Here is a 17,527-nt window from a genome sequence, read left to right as displayed (position 1 = left end):
AGACATGAGTTTCGGTATGGGCCTCGGCGCGTTCATGAACGGCGTGCAGGGCGGCCTCAAACTTGGCCAGCAGGTGCGGGGCGTCATCGACGATCGCAAGACTCGCAAGATGGAGCGCAGTGCAATCGAAGATGCGCGCGCAGCGCGGGAGCGAGACATTGGCGACCTGACACGCGGGCCAGCGATCCCGGCCGATCCTTCGGGAATGATCGACGAGAAGGGGGCGGTGCGGAAAATCGAGGACACCGATCTGCCAATTTCACGCGACGAAGCCGAGAAGAAGGTGGGCAGCTTCATGGATTATTATCGATCCACGTCCGTGCCAAAGCTGATCGAAGGCTACATCCAGCGCGGCGAGAATGATCGCGCTGCCCACTTCCAGCAGTATCTGGACAGCGAAGACGGCAAGGCACGGACCAAGGACTGGTCTGTCGCTGCCCAGCGTTTCGCCATGGGCGACCATGAGGGCGGTTTCAAACGGCTCGCCGATCTCAATGGCCGCATCGGTAACGGCATGGACCTCGTCGGCCATGAGCAGATCATGCAGCCGATCTATGAGGACCGGACGGACAAGAAAACGGGGAAAACCACGAAGGTACAGACCGGCACGGAGGCCACGGGCGGCTGGCGCGTCAAATGGAAGGATAGCGATTCGGGGAAGGAGTTCAGCCAAGATTTCGCCAGCTCCGACGATTTCGCGCGTACCGCCCTATGGGCAACGTCCCCGGAGCAACAGGTCACAGCCAGCCTGGCAGAACTGCGGGCCGCGCAGGCGGCGCGCGCAAAGGCGGTCGCGGATGCGGCGGGTGACAGGCGGCAGTTTGGCTATGACATTGGCAAGCTGCGCGCAAAAGGTGTCATCGACGATCAGGCCGCCGGCAGGGAGGCCCAGCGAACCGCCAGCCGTGACGCGACCCTGCATGGCTATCGCATGGAAGAGGATGTGAACGGCGCGCAGGCGAGTGCGGCCTATCGCGCGCCGCCCGCCGATAGCGTCGAGACCCCCGAAGATGTTCGCAAGTCTTTGGAAAACATCACCAAGCGGCTCTCCGAGAGCGATCCTTCCTTTTATAAACTCTCACCTGAAGAGCAAACGGCTCGCGCCGTTTCGGTGCTGAACGGCCAGCGTTCCAGCGCGCGCGGCGTCATGTCCTCCGGCGCACCAAGCGGCGGGCGTGGCGTGATGCCCCCGCTCTACTGACCCCTTCCCCCAATCTGCGAGTATCCCGTGGTCAAAAGCATTTTCCAGCAGTCCCCGCTCGACAACGCCCTTGCCGACATCGAGGCGACGGATGCCGCCATGCCGGACATAGGTCCGCTCGACCTGCCCGCCATCGCCGCGCCCAGTGTTCCCGTTGTGTCGAACCGTGCGCGGCCGGGCAAAGGCGCGGAGATTGGTCCTGTTCCGCTCCCAGCGAACCTGAAGCCAATCTTCGTCGAAGCGTCGAAGAAATATCAGGTTCCCGTCAACGTCATCATGGCGCTGGCCGAGCAGGAATCGCGATACAACTCGCAGGCGCTGGGCGTTCAGACGCAATGGGGCCGGGCCAAGGGTGTGATGCAATATCTGGACGACACGGCGGCGCGTCTGGGCATCAACCCATATGATCCGAACCAGTCGATCCCTGCCGCCGCCAAGCAAATCCGCGAGAGGCTCGACAAGGGCTATTCCATGGCGGATGCCGTTAAGGAGCATTTCGCTGGGACGGACCGTCAAAAATGGGGCGTGAAGACTGCGCGCTATGGCATAGAGGTGCTGGGCCGGGCGGCGAGGCTCAAGCGCGAGTTGGCACCCGAATTCGGCCCTTGGTACGCGCCCGGCGCCGTCGACGCCCCTGTCTCCTCCCGCACGCCCACCGCAGAGGAAATAGCGGTGGCCACGGGTGCCATGGGGCAGCGCCAGCCACTTGATACCGGGCTGGCCTCCACCATCCGCAATCCCAACGCCATGCGGTCCATCGTGGCGCGGCGCGACAGCGAGCTACAGCGCCTGCCGGGCGAGAGTGGCCTGTCCGAGCCATCGCGCCCTGCCCCCACCCTCGGCAATGCGCTCAAAGGTGCGGCGATGGCTGGCAAGGAAGCCTTTCGGCAGGTCGGGCAAGGCGTCCGCATGAAATTCGAGGACACGGCCGGATCGTTTATCGATGACTGGGTGGAAAAGCGCATGCCGGATGCGCCGGGCCTCAGTCTCAAGCAACAGCGTGCCCTGTTCGGCAAGACCAACACCGAACGCGATTACGCCCGGTCCGCCGGACGCGCGCAGGATGCCAAGCCGCAATTTGAAAGCTGGTGGGCAGACGCTGCCTATGGGGGGCTGCAAAGCATCATCCAGACCGCACCCGGTATCGCGGCGGGCGTCGTCGCCGGTCCCGGCGTGGGTCTGGCAATTCTGGGCGGCCAGACCGAGGCCCAGTCCTATGCGAAATATCGTGAACGCGGAGCATCGCCGGGCATGGCGTTGCTGGGCGGCGCAGGTGAAGGGCTGGTTGAGGCTGGCACGGAGATGCTGCCGATGGGATGGCTTGCCGACCGTTTCGGCAAGGTCGGGTTCACCAAATTTCTGAGCCAATATCTCCTGCGTGAAATGCCGACAGAGCAGGCGGCGACTTTCATGCAGGACGCCATCGACACGGCCATAGCCAACCCAGACAAGAGCTGGGGTGATTTCTGGGCCGAGCGCGCCGACGCGGCGGGTAAGACTGCGGTGGCCACCCTCATGCAGACCGGGGCATTTGCTGGCGTTAATGCCGCAATTGCTCGCGTCGCGCAGGAAGACATGGCCGAAGCGCGTGCCGAGTCCGACCAATCGCAGGCGGCCACGCCGGTTGCCCAGCCGCCCGCTGCCGTCGCACCCCCTGCCGCGCCGCCGCCCCCGCCATCCGGGCCGTTGGGTCGTGCGATGCAGCACGCTCCCGCCCCCGCGCCGATGTCGATCGATGTGCCGGTCCCGGTGGAGAGCGACGCGCCCGCCCGCCCCATGACACTCGTCGCGGCCGGGATCGAAACCCCTGTCCAGTTCATCGGTCAGACCGAGGACGCGGTGTGGGTCAAAGCGCCCGGCGGTGAGGAACTGCAAATCCCGCTCAGCGAGATCGAAGCAGGCAACGCGCAGTTGGTGGACCCGGCAGCTGTCAAGCAATCCTTGACAGCTCAACCGCCATCAACTGTTGCAGAAACCGTAAAGGTTGCCGCCGCCGACCCTGCGCCTGTCGAAGCCCCGGAAGCGCCCGCCGCTAACCCTGCGGCCGCGCGCGACGAGACAATAGACCCCCAGACGGGGGAGATTGCTCCAGCCGGGGAGATGCCTGCGACAGCCGACCAGCCTGTTGTCGCTCCGGCCAGCCGACCCAAAGCCCCTGTACGGCCCGACCCGGCCGCTGACATCGGCAGAAAATCCGAGGCGGAACTTCGCGACCGCCTTCGCTATCTGGCCGATCAGGCGAAAACTAACAACGGTTGGACGAAGCCGCTATTGGCCGAGAGAAAGCGCGTCACAGCCGCCATCGACGCTATCGCCGCCCCGGCATCGCCCATCGCCGCAGCCGAGGCGCAGGCAGCGACCTCCCCGCTCAATGACCTGCCCGAACCGACCGACGCGCAGAAAGAAGCGGGCAATTACGCCAAAGGCCATGTCGCTATCGGTGGCCTGGACGTCAGCATCGAGAACCCTGCCGGCACCAGCCGCCGCCCGGAATGGCCCCCGCTCAAGCATACCTACGGCTATGTGAAGCGCAGCGAGGGCGCCGACGGCGATCACGTCGACGTGTTCCTTGGCCCAAAGGCCGACGACGCCACCAATCCCGTCTTCATCGTCGATCAGATCAATGAGGACGGCAGCTTCGACGAACATAAAGTCATGGTCGGCTTCCCGGACAAAGGCGCGGCGCGGCGGGGCTATCTTGCGAATTATGAGAAGGGCTGGGCCGGTCTGGGCGACATCACCCCGATGCCATTCGACCAGTTCCAGCAATGGGTGAAAGATCCGGCACAGACCTTGCGACCGGCGGGCACGAAAGTAGCGGCAGCGTTGGCTTCCGCCCCAGCCGCTGTTCCTGTGGCCGATGCTGACGACGTTTCAGACCGCCAGGACGCCCTTGCTGTGGTCGATGCCAACAATATGGTCCGCCGCGCTACAGCGCCCGCGGCCGAGCGTGCAGCCTTCCGCGCTGGTGCTGCAAATGAACTGGGCGTGCCCTCGCGGGATAGCGGCGCACCCATTACGGCAGACAATACCGCGCATCCCGAAGCCTTCGCGGCTGGCGCCAAGGCAGCGCGCAAAGAGATGAGTTCGCGCAGCAAGCCAAAATTCGATGCGCGTCGTGCGATCAGCGCGGCCGCTCTGCCGAAGGGCTATAAGCTGATCGAGCGCGACGGACATATCGTCTTCCAGTCTGCGAACGGTGGTGTGGGTGATGGCGGCGACGTCACGCTTGGCCCAGTGGGGTCCGTGACGCAGGGCCAGATCGACAAGGCTGTTCAGGAGGCCCGAGACGATCACGAAATCCTGCTTCCGAACGAGCGACAGTCGCTTGAAGCGTATCAGCCCACCGACGCCGACGAACAGGCGGTGCGGGCCGCCATGCTCGAACGTGGGCGCACCGATGGGAGTGAGGCGCAGGAGGCTATGCTGCTCCGCGCGCTGGGTGCCGGAGAAACCGCAGAAAAGCCCGCGCCGCCAGCACCGTCGGTCGAACCATTAAGCGATCCTGAAAAGTTGCCCGCCCGCGAAGCGAAGGTGTCTCCAGGGATCGCCACGCCAATGCCTTCGACCCAACAAGATTCGAAGGCCGACCCCTTCGCGGCGAACAAACTGTTTACCGCGGACAAGGTCGAGGCCGCCCGCGCGCTGCTGCGCTCCAAGATGGGCAATCTGAACAGCGGCGTCGATCCGGAGGCCCTCGTTGCGGGCATGACGATCGCGGGCGCTTATATCGAGGCGGGCGTGCGCGGCTTTGCCGATTACGCCAAGGCGATGCGCGAAGACTTCGGTAACAGGATCACGCCCTACCTCCTCTCCTTCTGGGAAGGCGCGCGCAACTATCCTGGCCTCGACACGAATGGCATGTCCACGCCAGACGAATCGCGAGCACTCCACACTGCGCTGCTGGCCGAGGGCTTGCCCGTTGAGGAAGCAGGCGCGTTGGGATCGGAAGTCGCCCGGCCGTCGAAAGCGGCGAAGCCCAAATCTACGGGCGCGGCCCGGACGCTGCGCGATGACTGGAACGTCGAGCATATCGACGGCTACACCCCCATCGAAGGCGGCAAGAACCGCGACACGGATTATGGGCTGATCGGAGGGGTGAAGGATGCCTTCCTTTCCGACACCACGGCCTATCTGCGCGCCGTATCTTCCACGCTGGTCCCGGCGGGTTTTGCGCCGCATGCGGGCCGGAACGGAAAACCGGGCAACCCTGTCGCCAAGAATGAGGGCGGTGTTGCCGTGTCGGGCGATGTGGGCCTTTCGCTCCGCCATGAGGACACCGGCGTCAATGTGTGGGTGCATATCGGTGCCAGCGCCATGCGCGGCGCGGTGCCGACCAGCAAGTCCGGGGTGAGCATCCTCTATCGCGTGTCGCAGAAAGACGGCGACAAGTTCGCATCGCAGGGTGTAAACCGTTGGGCACCTGTTGATTTGACGGCCGCCGACCTCGCACAACTCATCGAGCGCGAAGCGGGCGGCACCACACCGGAGCTGGCACGCGATCATGTCCGAGAATCCCAACCTGTTGGACAAGGCGGCGATCGAGGCGGAGTATCGCCGGTACAAGACGGAAGAGGTGTCGGAGACGATACCGCTGCGCGACCGGATACTGGCGTCTTGGAAACAGGACAGCCCGCAGATGTGGGCCAACCTGCAAGCGCAGGGCCTGACGGAGAAGCTGGCGTTCGTGGTGCAGGAACGGATGTGGCGCCGGAACGACGAGCTGTTGAAGGCGGGGATGCCGGTGACGGACGCGCGCGAACAGGCGGAGCGCGAGGAGCTGCTGCTGGAGCCGGAAAGCCAGCAGGAACAGACGGAGGCGTAGACCTTTTTCGGGACACGCCGAAAAAGGTCCAATCTGATTCCATAGTCGCCAGCCCGGCTCGATCCGGTCCCGGCAACTTCCATATCGCCAACCCGCTAGAAATCGTTGGCGGTGGCCCGGTCGCCCGGTTCGACCGCAACCGGCAGGCCATCGAAACCTACAACGCCATCCGCGAGGAAGCTCGCGCCGCCACGGCGGAGGAGCAGCGCGTGCTGGCGGGCTATACCGGCTGGGGCAGCTTCGGGCAGGAGCTGTTCCAGGGCACATGGGACCGCCCCATGCCCAAGGAAGCGTGGGCGGAGCGCGACCGCTGGTTGCGCGACCAGATGGGAAAGGAAGAGTGGCAGAGCGCCCAACGCTCCATCACCAATGCCCATTACACTGACCCGCCAACGGTCATGGCGATGTGGGCCATGATGCAGCGCATGGGATTTCAGGGCGGCCGGGTGCTGGAGCCATCCATGGGCATCGGCAATTTCTTCGGCATGATGCCGCAGGATGTCGCCGCCCGGTCGCGCCTCGCTGGGATCGAACTGGACAGCCTGACCGGCGGGATGGCCCAGCTCCTCTATCCTGACGCCAATATCCGCGTGATGGGTTATCAGGACAGCAAGACGCCCGACGGCTTCTATGACGCCGTCATCGGCAACTGGCCGTTCGAGAACACTGTCATTTCCGACCGGCGCTATGATCGGCTGTCCCCTTTCCTCCATGATTATTTCTTCCTGAAGGCCATCGACCAGGTGCGCGCTGGTGGCCTTGTCATGGGCATCACGTCGTCTGGCACGATGGACAAGAAGGCTACCGGCATACGCCGCGAATTGGCGAAGAGGGCCGAATTGGTGGCCGCATTCCGCCTGCCATCCGGGGCCTTCGCCGAATATGCTGGGACGAAGGTGGTGACCGACATCATCATCCTGCGCAAACGGGCCGAGCCGATCAGCCTCGCCGATAGCGAGGGCTGGATACGGTCTGCGCCATTCCAAACCGCCAATGGTGAGGTGTTCCTCAACGAATATTATGCCGCCAATCCCGCCCACGTCATTGGCAAGATCGATTTCGGGCATGGAACCACGCGCGGCCAACCGGGTCTGATCGTCCATCGACCGGACGATATGGCCGCTCAGCTCCAGCGCATCGTCGCCGCCGTGCCGGAGGGCGCCTATCAGGCCGAACAGCGCGTGCAGCATCTGAGCTTTATCGCCAACCACACGGCGGACCGCGAGGGCGCACTGACGAGGACGGCGGATGGCCTATTTATCGTGCGCGGTGAGCATCTGGCACCGGCGGCGGAGGTGCGCGCCTATGCCGTAAAGGACAAGGCCGCGACCGCGCAGCGCGTGGAGCAGCTCGGCAAGCTCATCGACATGCGGCAAAAATATGCGGCTCTGATCGATGCGGAGCGGAAAGGCGACCCATCCACTGAACGCAAGGCGTTGAGTTCGGCATTTACCGCGTTCCGCAAGGCGCACGGCGCGCTCGCGGATTCCTTCGGCCTCTCCTACCTGAAGAAAATCGACGATCCTTTCTATCCAGCCCTTGCCGCGCTGGAGATCGACGGAAAGCCTGCCGCCATCCTGTCGCGCACGACGACGCGCGCCGCGCCCAGCATCGACAACCCCACGATAGCTGAGGCGTTCGTGCTGGAGCGCAACAGCAGCGTTAATCCCTCGCTCGACGCCATCGCGGCGCGGGCGAAGGTCAGCCGCGACGAAGCCAAGGCCGAGCTGCTCGCCAACGGGGCCGCGTTCGAATTGGCCAGCGGTGATGTGCTGCCGTCCGACCTCTACCTGTCGGGCAATGTCCGCGAGAAGCTGAGACAGGCCAAGGCCGCCGTTGCCGAGGGAATGACCCATCTCCAGCGCAATGTAGACGCGCTGGCGGCCGTCGTCCCCGCCGACGTGCCCTATTTCAAGATCGAGACGCAACTGGGCGCGACATGGATTTCGCCCGATGTCTATGGGCAGTTCGTCGCCCACATGCTTGCCCTGCCCGACCCGAAGGGTGTGGAGGTCCGCTACAATGCCGGGCGTTGGTCCGTTCGGATCGATGATCGCGCGAAGAGCCGCCCAGAGGCGCGCACAGGTTTCGGCACGGCCGAATATGGCTTTCAGCGGCTCGTCAACGCGGCCTTCAGCAATCAGACTGTTACCATCCGCAGGCGCGACAGCGAAGGCGGGCAATATGTCGACAACGCCGCGACCGAGGAGGTCAACGGCAAGATTTCTGAGATGCGGACGAAGTTCGCGGACTGGCTCTGGTCGGACCCTGAACGGCGGGTCGCGGTCGAGGCCGAATACAACGAGGTGCGCAACGCCTTTGCCACGCCGAAATTCGACGGATCGTTCCTGCGGTTCGAAGGGATGGCGCTGTCGTTGGGCGAAGGCCCGTTCGATCTTCGCTCGCATCAACGCGACGCCATCTGGCGCGGCATCGTATCGCGGCGCAGCCTCAACGCTCATGAGGTGGGCACTGGCAAGACCTTCACCATGGGAGGCATTGCCGTCGAGAGCCGCCGCTATGGCATCGCCCGCAAGCCGCTGATCCTGGCCCACAATGCCAACAGCAAGACCGTCGCCGCTGAAATCCAGATGATGTATCCAGCGGCCAAAATTCTCTACATCGACAATCTCACGCCCGCCGTCATCGACGTGAAGATGCGCCAGATCGCCAATGACGATTGGGACGCGGTCGTCGTCCCGCACAGCCTCATTGATCGCTTCGCCTTCAAGGAAGAGACGTTGATGGAAATGGCACGCGAGGACATCGCGGCCCTTGAAGAGGAGGCTTATGCAGCAGCCGTAGAGGACGGCGCGACCATCAAAGACGAGATGTGGGATGATCCGGAGGAGCTGAAGAAGCTCCGCTCACCCACGGCCAAAGAGCTGGTGAAGATGCGTCAGCGCATCATCGAAACGATCAAGAAGCAGTCCAGCCGGGCCAGCCGCGAGGGCGCCATCGCGTTCGAGGATCTCGGCATCGACATGCTTCAGGTGGACGAGGCGCACGAATTCAAGAAGCCGCCAATCAGCACCAGGATGAAGATGAAGGGTCTGAACACCCAGACCTCCGATCGCTCCATCGCGCTGTCGTTCATGACCCGCTATGTCCGGGCGCAGAACAATGGTGGCAACGTCCATCTGTTCACAGGCACCCCCGTCACCAACACGCTGACCGAAGTCTTCCACATGATGCGCTACATCATGCAGGAGGAAATGCAGGCCGCCGGCATCGATCAGTGGGACGGCTGGTTCGGCAGCTTCGCCCGTGAGGTCATGGACGTCGAGCAGAACGCCGCGGCGGAATATGAAGCCGTCACCCGGCTGGCGGGCTTCATCAACGTCCCAGAGCTGCGCCGCATGATCGGCCAGTACATGGACACGGTGTTCGCCGACGACATGCCGGAAATGCAGCCACGCCGCACGGCGTCCGGCAAGACCATGGCCGATGAGCTGACCGAAGCTGAGCGCGCCGAACTGCTGAACGGCCGGACGGAGGGCGCGCAGGACCGCCCTTATAAGCGGGTCATCAACGTCACATCCGACCTGACACCACAGCAGAAGGTCATATTCGAGCAGCTCCGCGGTTATGCGCGCCGGTGGCGGTCCATGACCGGCAAGGAGCGCAAGGACGCGATGGCGTCGGGTGCGCCAGAATCGCCCATCATTACCGAGGGGCTGGCGGCCAAGGCCAGCTTCGACGTGCGTCTATATGACGGCGAGGCCCTCGCCGGGCAGGAAGGGACGTCGTTCGACGATCCGGGCAGCAAGGCGTCCAACGTCGTGGATAATGTGAAACGGATCTACGACTGGCACCCCCAGACGACACAGGTGATTTTCGCCGAACAGGGCTTTTCCAATCGCGTGACCCGCAGTCTGGGCAAGGACGGCGAGGGCAACCGCCAGACACGTACCTTCCCGTCCTTCTCAACCATCCGCGACGTGGTGGAGCGGCTGGTGGCGTCGGGCATCTCGCGCGAACAGATCGCGGTCGTTGACGGCAGCACCAGCAAGGACAAGCGCAAGGAAATCGCGCTCAAGATGAACGCGGCGAAAATCCGCGTCGTCATCGGCAGCACCGCCACGCTCGGCGTCGGCGTCAACATGCAGCGCAACCTGCGCGCCATGCACCATATGGACGCGCCATGGATGCCGGGCGACCTGGAGCAGCGCAACGGTCGGGGCCAACGGCAGGGCAACCAGTGGAACACCGTCGAGGAATATCGCTATCTTACCGACCGGCTGGACGGCCGACGCTGGCAGGTGTTGGCGATCAAGCAGCGGTTCATCACCGCGTTCCTCAAGGCTGACGACAGCACGCGCGTCATAGAGGGCGAAGCGGCGGCCGATGAGCAGAGCGACATCCTCCAATCGTTCGCTGAAGCCGCTGGCGATCCCCGCATCCTGATCCGGGAAAAGCTACGCAAGCAGCTCGACGGCGCGCAGCGCCGCGAGCGTCTGCACACGCAAGGCGTCGCCAATGCGCTGAGCCAATCCCGGCGTCTGACCAACCTGATTGCCGACACGCGCGCCGAACTGAGGGCGATCGAGGAGAAGGGAACGGCGGCGACGGTAGGGAAGATTGTTGCCGACAACACAGCAGACGGGTTCAGCGTCACCATCGACGGCAAGATCCACGACAAGCGCAAGGACGCAGACGAGGCCATTCAGGCTTGGGCCGCGCACAATATGCATGTCGGAGACGAACCTAAGGCTCTCGGCATGTTCGGTGGCCATGACCTGACCATCTACTGGCCGGGCACTTCAGCAGACCCGCAACTGCGCATGGAGATCGATGGCGAGGAATTTCGTGGTGGATCGATGCAGGGGCTTGAAAAGTCGCTGCGTCGGTTCGGGCCTGACATCGAGCGCCAGCGGGCAGGCATCTCGGAGAGCGAGGCGTCTATAGAGCGCCTGCGCGCGGTCGCGGCCGAGCCGTTCCACATGGCGGCGGACCTCGCCCGCTATGACAAGGCACTCTCCGACCTTGAGGTGGACATCCGGACGAACCCCGTCCCGCCGCCGGCATGGCTGCGCGCGGGCGCGCCCGTCGATACGGAAATGTTCTGGCACGGAAAATCCTTCACCGTCTCCGGTCATCGCTGGAACGACAGCGGCTGGTATGTGCAGGCCGAGGACGATGGCGGCACGGTGAGCATCCCTTACATGCAGGCCAAGGATGCCCAAGGCATCGACCTTTACGAAGAGCGTCCGTTCGAGGCCCCCGAAGTGGTGGAAGCGAAGAGCGTGAAGCAGGACGCCGGGGTCGACGCGGATGAACCATCCGCGCACAGCATAGGCAATCTGGAGGGCGGCGGCTTCACCTCCACGGAAGGCCTTGCCGCTCATCTGGCGGACACCGGCGTGGGAGCGTCGATCATGCCATTGATCGACGCAGGCAGCATCGTCCTGCACACCACAGGCGCAACCTTGCCAGGTGCGGGACTGCGGAGCGCGCAGAGCCGCGCAGATACCAATGCATGGTCGCGCGCCATCGACGCCATCGTGCGCGGCGATGGCGTTGGGCGGGCGCTGGTCCGCCTCGGCAAGACCCCTGCCGTCCTCAAGGCGCTCGGCATGCCCGATGGCGAAATCATGATGGCGCGGGCGAAGGTTGCCAAGGCACGCCGCGAACATCCCGCCGTCCCTCTGTCGGTGTGGAAGGCGCTGCCTGACCTGATCGCCGACCCGCGCGCGGTTTTCCCGTCGCGCCGTGATGACGGCTCTCTCGTGATTGTCATCGAAGGGCGGGACGCCCAGAACGACCCCATCTTCGTTCCCGTCACGGCAAGCGCGGACGGCACGACGATTGTCCTGTCCGTCTATGGCAAGGACGATGGCGACAGCGTCATCGCGGCCGATCTCAAACGCGCCGCCAGCGAAAATCGTCTGCATTATGTGCGGGAGGGTTTGGCCGACGCTTTAGTCAATCCCAAGGGATTGCCGGGGGCTGCCCCTCCGCACGCTCCTGTTGCGTCTGGAGTGTCGACCAAACCAGCGCGCAAGATACTATCGGCGCGTGACGTGGTCAAGAAGAGCAGCGAGCAAGGCGCAGTCCAGGGCATGACCACGCCCGATGGGCGTATCCACCTGGTCGCGGATCGTCTCACCAGCCGCACCGCCCTTCCGGTGCTGTTCCATGAGATGTTCCATGCCGGCGTCCGTCCGTTGGTGGGTGATGCGGCATGGCAGCGCCTCCTAGGCCGTCTTTCCACGCTCTATCGCTCCGCTGCTCTCCGCGAGGCCACGGCAGATCGCGGCAACGCCGCATATTGGCAGCAAGCCCTGGCGCGCGTGGAAGCGGCCGGCCCGCCGCTCGGTCAAGAGGTGGAAGAATTCGCCGCCTATGCCATCGAGCTTCGGGCACTGGCTCCAGCCGGGGTGGGTGAGATGGTTGACCGCCTCCTCGGTGGCTTGAAAGCGTGGCTCCTGCGACGTTTCGGCCGTCAGATCGGCGCCGTGACGCCAGCGCAATTGCAGGCGCTCGCAATTGCCGCGATCCACTCCCACACCACGGTCGCGCGTCCGGCCGGTGCCGGGCAGACATTCTACAGCCGCGTCGTGCCGCCTGAGAGCGTGATCGATGCGGTGACGCCCGGCTTCGTCCACAATCTCGTGACAAACGCCATGGATGGCAGCGCCAGCATCCTCGCTGCTGTTCCGCTACGACCATTGCTCGCGGAACTGGCCGCCCCCCTGCCCGCCGCGCAGGAATATCTGCGCCTGAAGCAGGCCATGGACCAGATGCGCGACAGTTGGCACGCGCGGGCAGACGATGTCGCTCAGCCCTGGCTCAAATATCGTGTGCTGCACCGGGCCGAAAACACCGCCCTCATGGACCTTATGCATGAGGCGACACTGGACGGCGCAGACCCGGCCGAGGCGTTCACATCCTCCATCACCAAGCTGGATCGCCAAATACTCGCGGAGGGCGCGGGCACAGAGGCTTATGAGGCCGCCGCGGCGAAGGTCGCGCGCGACACATCGCGACAGGTCGCCCACGACCGACTCACGCCGCTGTTCAAGGCGCTCTCGCCAGAGGCTCAGCGGATCTATGTGCAGGTGCGCGACAGCTATAAGGCGCTGTCCGACGCTTTCGAACAGATCCTGCTCGACAATCTGTCCAAGGCGCTGGACATCAAATTCCGGCAGGCGCAGCGCGCGTTCGATACCGAGATGTGGGACATCGCCAACAGCGGGGCCGCTGACGCGGAGCGCGACGACAGGGTGAAGGCTGCCGAGCAGGAGCTGGCGCGGGCCAAGCAGATGCAGGGCTGGGCAAAAGGTGCGCGCATGACGCGCATGAGGGCCTTCTTCGAGACGAACAATCTGTCCGGCCCCTATTTCCCTCTCGCCCGGTTCGGCAATTTCTTCGTGTCCGTGAAGAGTAGGGACAGCGGCGACGTCATCAGCTTTTCCCGGTTCGAGAAAACGGGGCCTCAACAGGCTTTCGCGGCCGAGATGCGCAAAGCGGGGCACGACGTCGAGCATGGCGTCCTTCAGGATGGCGGAAAACTCCGTAACCAGGTGGATGCGCGGTTCATCGCCGACATTGAAAGCATCCTGGAGGGTGCTGACGTCGGCGACGGCGTGAAGGACGCAGTCTGGCAGCGGTGGTTGGAGACGATGCCCGATATGTCGGTGCGAACCAGCCGCATCCACCGAAAAGGACGGGCCGGTTTCACCACCGACGCCCTGCGCGCGTTCGGCAACCACATGTTCCATGGCTCCCACCAGCTCGCGCGCCTGAAATATGCGCTCGATCTTGACGAGGCTCTGGCTCTGGCTGGCGATCAGGGCAAGACCATGCCCGACCCTGTGCGCGCCGGTCTTGTCGTCAACGAGATGGCGCGGCGGCACCAATTCATCATGAACCCGACCGGCGGCGCGCTGGCGCAACGGGTGACGTCGGCCGCGTTCGTCTATTTCCTCTCGGTCAGTCCTGCCGCCGCTCTGGTCAACACCGCGCAAACGGCAGTATTGGGCGTCCCGATCCTCGCCGCCTATGACGGACGGCCCGGCCGGGGTGCGGCCCGCGCTTCTGCGGAGTTGAGCAAATCCCTGCGCGACTTCGCTCTCGGCCGAGGGCACGCCGGAAAGGCCAAGGCTCTGACCGACCTCGAACGCAAAGCGATGGAGGCGGCCTATGAAACGGGGCTGATCGAGCGGACGCAATCCCACGACCTCGCGGGTGTAGGCGATTCCGGCGTGGCCTACAGCCCGGTCCGGGCAAAGGTCATGGCCGCGATCAGCGTAGCGTTTCACCACACGGAGCGGATGAACCGCGAAGTGACCTTTCTCGCCGCCTATCGCATGGGGACGCAGAAGGGCCTTTCCCATGACATGGCTATCGACAAGGCTGCGGAACTGACGTGGAAGATCCACTTTGACTATCAGAACACCAGCCGCCCCCGCGTCATGCAGTCCGACACCGCCAAGGCGCTGCTGGTGTTCCGCAATTTCAACGCCAACATGCTCTGGCGGCTGTTCCGCGACGCCCATCAGGCCGTGAAGGGCGGGACGACGTCAGACCGGCGTGAGGCGTTGACCCAGCTCGCAGGCACAACCGGCATGATGATGCTGTCGGCGGGCGTGCGCGGCACCTGGCTGTACGGTATCGCGATCATGTTGGCCTCGCTCATGTTCGGTGACGATGCTGAGGACGATTTCAAGCGCGCCGTCGTTGACGTACTTGGCCACCGGCTGGGCGGCATGGCGCTGAATGGCGTGCCGGGCGACCTTCTGGGCATCGACCTGTCCAACCGCATCGGCATGCCGGACCTGTGGTTCCGCTCGCCTGACCGGGAAATGGAAGGCGCAACCGAGTTCGACTATTGGGCGATGCAAATCCTCGGCGCTGGCGTCGGGATGCTTCGCAATGCGTGGGTCGGGACGTCGCAGGCGCTCAACGGTCATGTCGAACGGGGCATTGAAACCATGTCGCCCAAGTTCGCCAAGGATCTCATGCGCGCGACCCGGTATATGACCGAGGGCGCTCGGACGCTTCAGGGCGATCCGATCATGGAGGAGATGGATGCATCGTCGGCCATCAAGCAGGCGCTGGGCTTCACCCCGGCCGAGCTGGCCGAGCGGTACGAACGCAACCGATCGATGAAGAACCGGGAACAGCGCATCCTTGATGAGCGGCGGGGCATTCTCAACGACATGGACGCCGCGGTGCTTGCGGACGAGGACACGACGCCGATCGAGGAACGGATGGCGAAATTCAATGACGCCAACCCAGACTATCCCATCACCGTCCGCTCCATCAGGCAGTCGATGCGGTCGCGCGCCGGCATGCGTGAGAGGAAAATCGGCGGCGTGGCTCTCAATCCGAAATTGGCGGACCGATTGAACGAAGAGGCCCCGGAGCTGTTATACTCTTCTGACGAGTAGGCTCCCACCCCCGCGCTCGTCGGCGAACAGGCGGCACCGAGCATGATGTTCGGTGCCGCATTTGCGATTGGCACCGCAACCTCAATCCTCTAGAGTTCGTTCAGACATCTATCGCGCATGAGTGCGGTCCTTTGACGAGGCCGAACCGTGACGCGATTTCCCCCCTCTCCGCAGACCGCTGCCCGCCATGGCTGACCCCATGGAGCTGCGCGAGTCCGTCTGGCTCTGGTTCCTGTGCATCGTGGCCACATCCACGGTAATCGGGGGCAAGCTGGGTGCCGTCTTCTGGGGACTGGCCGCCGAGCCGCCCAGCGATCCGGCGGAATTTTCGCGCTGGCAACGCCGTCGGCGCTGGAGCGCCTATTCCGAAATCTCGGCCCTGCCTGCCTTCGCCACCATAGGCGTCGTGGCGGTCTATTACGGCGCCCTCAATCCCATCGCGGCCGTGCCGATCTCGATGACGCTCGGCGCCGTCGGATTTCCGCTGCTGCTGCATGGTGCCCAACTTCTGTACCGGGACAGGTTGAAGCGCCTCGGCATCTCCCTTCCCGGAGAGGAGGCCAGCGGTGCCTGAGTTCGTCGAGATTCTCACCGTTCTGAGCGTCGTCGTCAGCGTGCCGTGTGCGGGCGTCGCTCTCTACCACGCCTATCAGCTCGAAAAGCAGCGGCAGGCAGGGCGGCACCGATCTTGCGAAAAAGGAAAACGCTCATGAATCCGGTCATTCTCGCGATCATCAATCGGACCATCGGCGTGGAGGGTGGTTATTCCAACCATCCGTCAGATCCAGGCGGAGAAACGATGTGGGGCATCACAAAGCGCGTGGCGGTGGCAAACGGCTACGTCGGCCCGATGAGGAACCTGCCGCGGGAAACAGCCGTCAGGATCTATTACACGGAATATGCCGTGAAGCCTGGCTTTGCCGCTGTCGCCGAGATCAGTCCTGCCGTTGGTGCTGAGCTGTTCGATTCCGGCGTGAACCTGGGCGTCGCCCGGCCCGCGCTTTGGCTTCAGGAATGGCTCAACGCCTTCAACCAGCGTGGCAAGCTCTATCCTGACATCAAGGAAGATGGGGACATACGGCCACAGGGTGAGACGATCCGTGCCCTCACGGCCTATCGCAAGGCACGGGGAGCGGAAGCCGACAAGGTCATGGTCGCCGCGCTGAATTGCTCGCAGGGCGAACGCTACAAGACCATCACGCGCGCGCGGGAAGCCAACGAGGACTTCACCTACGGCTGGATGCGTACGCGGGTAGCCGCATGATGCCGTCGCCCGTCTTGGGCCGCGCCGCTCTCGGCATTGCGATCACGGGCGCGATCCTGACCGCTGTGCTGGTCTGGTTCGCTCGGCACGACGCCGCCGTCATCAGGGACCACGACGCCCGGCAGGCCGCAGACACAGCGGTCCGTACGCTCGGTGCAGAGCGCGCCGCCAACATCAACTCCGCCGCCCGGCAGGATGTCGCCCGGCGCAACGAGGAGGATTTGCACGATGCCCAGCAATCAGCTCAGTCGCACGATCCGGTCGGCGCGGCCCGCCCTGTTGGCCCCGCTACTGGCGCTGTCGTTGACGAGCTGCGCCGCCAGCGGGCGGCTCAGCCTGCCCGATAGCACCCGCACCGAACCCACGCCCTATCCGGCCATCCCGGACGGGGACGTACCCTGTCCTGACAATCCCGCGCGTCGCTGCCTCAGCGACAGCCAGAATGGCTCGCTGCTGCGGGCCTATGACGCCGCGCTGACCGCCGCCAACGAAAAGCTCCACTGGCTGGCCGACTTCTTCGCCGCCTCCACCAAGTAGGAATCCTGTCATGTCCATTGAAGTGACGCCGCATGGCCGCCGCCCAGTCGATCAGAACGACACCCTAGATGCGCTGGCGGCGCAGCCGCAGGGGGCAGAAGGGTCCATGTTCGAGGTCAATGCAGCGGTCAGCGCGCCCGTCACCCGACCGGGCCTCTATCGCATCTACGCCACGACCGATTGCCGGGTGCGCGCTGGCACTGGACTGGCCAACGCTAATGGCGGCGCTCGTTTCCCGGCCGGGTCGGTTGAAGTCTGGTGGCTGGAAAGCGGCATGGTCATTGCCTGCGCTGAGGTTGCCTGAT

At 64.2% G+C, this 17,527-nt stretch carries 8 protein-coding genes; all 8 read left to right on the top strand.

What is annotated here, in order from left to right:
* The first annotated feature begins 4 nt into the window (after positions 1-4).
* Positions 5-1,201 carry a hypothetical protein gene (locus LWE61_RS14945; protein ID WP_234151452.1) on the top strand — a complete coding sequence of 399 codons (1,197 nt, stop codon included), beginning with the start codon at positions 5-7 and terminating at the stop codon, positions 1,199-1,201.
* Between the two features lie 27 nt (positions 1,202-1,228).
* A complete protein-coding gene (locus LWE61_RS14940) occupies positions 1,229-15,421 on the top strand; it encodes a PLxRFG domain-containing protein (protein WP_234151451.1) in 14,193 nt (4,730 codons plus the stop codon).
* A 199-nt stretch (positions 15,422-15,620) separates the two neighbouring features.
* A complete protein-coding gene (locus LWE61_RS14935) occupies positions 15,621-15,995 on the top strand; it encodes a hypothetical protein (protein WP_234151450.1) in 375 nt (124 codons plus the stop codon).
* Positions 15,988-16,134, top strand: coding sequence for a hypothetical protein (locus LWE61_RS14930; RefSeq protein ID WP_234151449.1), 147 nt, complete (start codon positions 15,988-15,990; stop codon positions 16,132-16,134). The genes LWE61_RS14935 and LWE61_RS14930 overlap by 8 nt, the downstream gene beginning before the upstream one ends.
* Positions 16,131-16,685, top strand: coding sequence for a glycoside hydrolase family 108 protein (locus LWE61_RS14925; RefSeq protein WP_234151448.1), 555 nt, complete (start codon positions 16,131-16,133; stop codon positions 16,683-16,685). Before LWE61_RS14930 ends, LWE61_RS14925 begins: the two co-directional genes overlap by 4 nt.
* Entirely contained in the window at positions 16,682-17,032 is a 351-nt protein-coding gene (locus tag LWE61_RS14920) for a hypothetical protein (protein ID WP_234151447.1), read from the top strand. The genes LWE61_RS14925 and LWE61_RS14920 overlap by 4 nt, the downstream gene beginning before the upstream one ends.
* The gene (locus LWE61_RS14915; RefSeq protein ID WP_234151446.1) at positions 16,989-17,222 is read left to right on the top strand and encodes a hypothetical protein; all 234 of its coding nucleotides are present in this window, start codon (positions 16,989-16,991) and stop codon (positions 17,220-17,222) included. The genes LWE61_RS14920 and LWE61_RS14915 overlap by 44 nt, the downstream gene beginning before the upstream one ends.
* Positions 17,223-17,232: 10 nt before the next feature.
* Positions 17,233-17,526 (top strand): hypothetical protein, encoded by a 294-nt coding sequence (locus tag LWE61_RS14910; protein ID WP_234151445.1) that lies wholly within the window; start codon positions 17,233-17,235, stop codon positions 17,524-17,526.
* The last annotated feature ends 1 nt before the right edge of the window (position 17,527 follow it).

This window comes from Sphingobium sufflavum (genome assembly GCF_021403115.1).
GTDB classification, from domain to species: domain Bacteria; phylum Pseudomonadota; class Alphaproteobacteria; order Sphingomonadales; family Sphingomonadaceae; genus Sphingobium; species Sphingobium sufflavum.
This window is presented reverse-complemented; position numbering and strand designations above follow the sequence as displayed.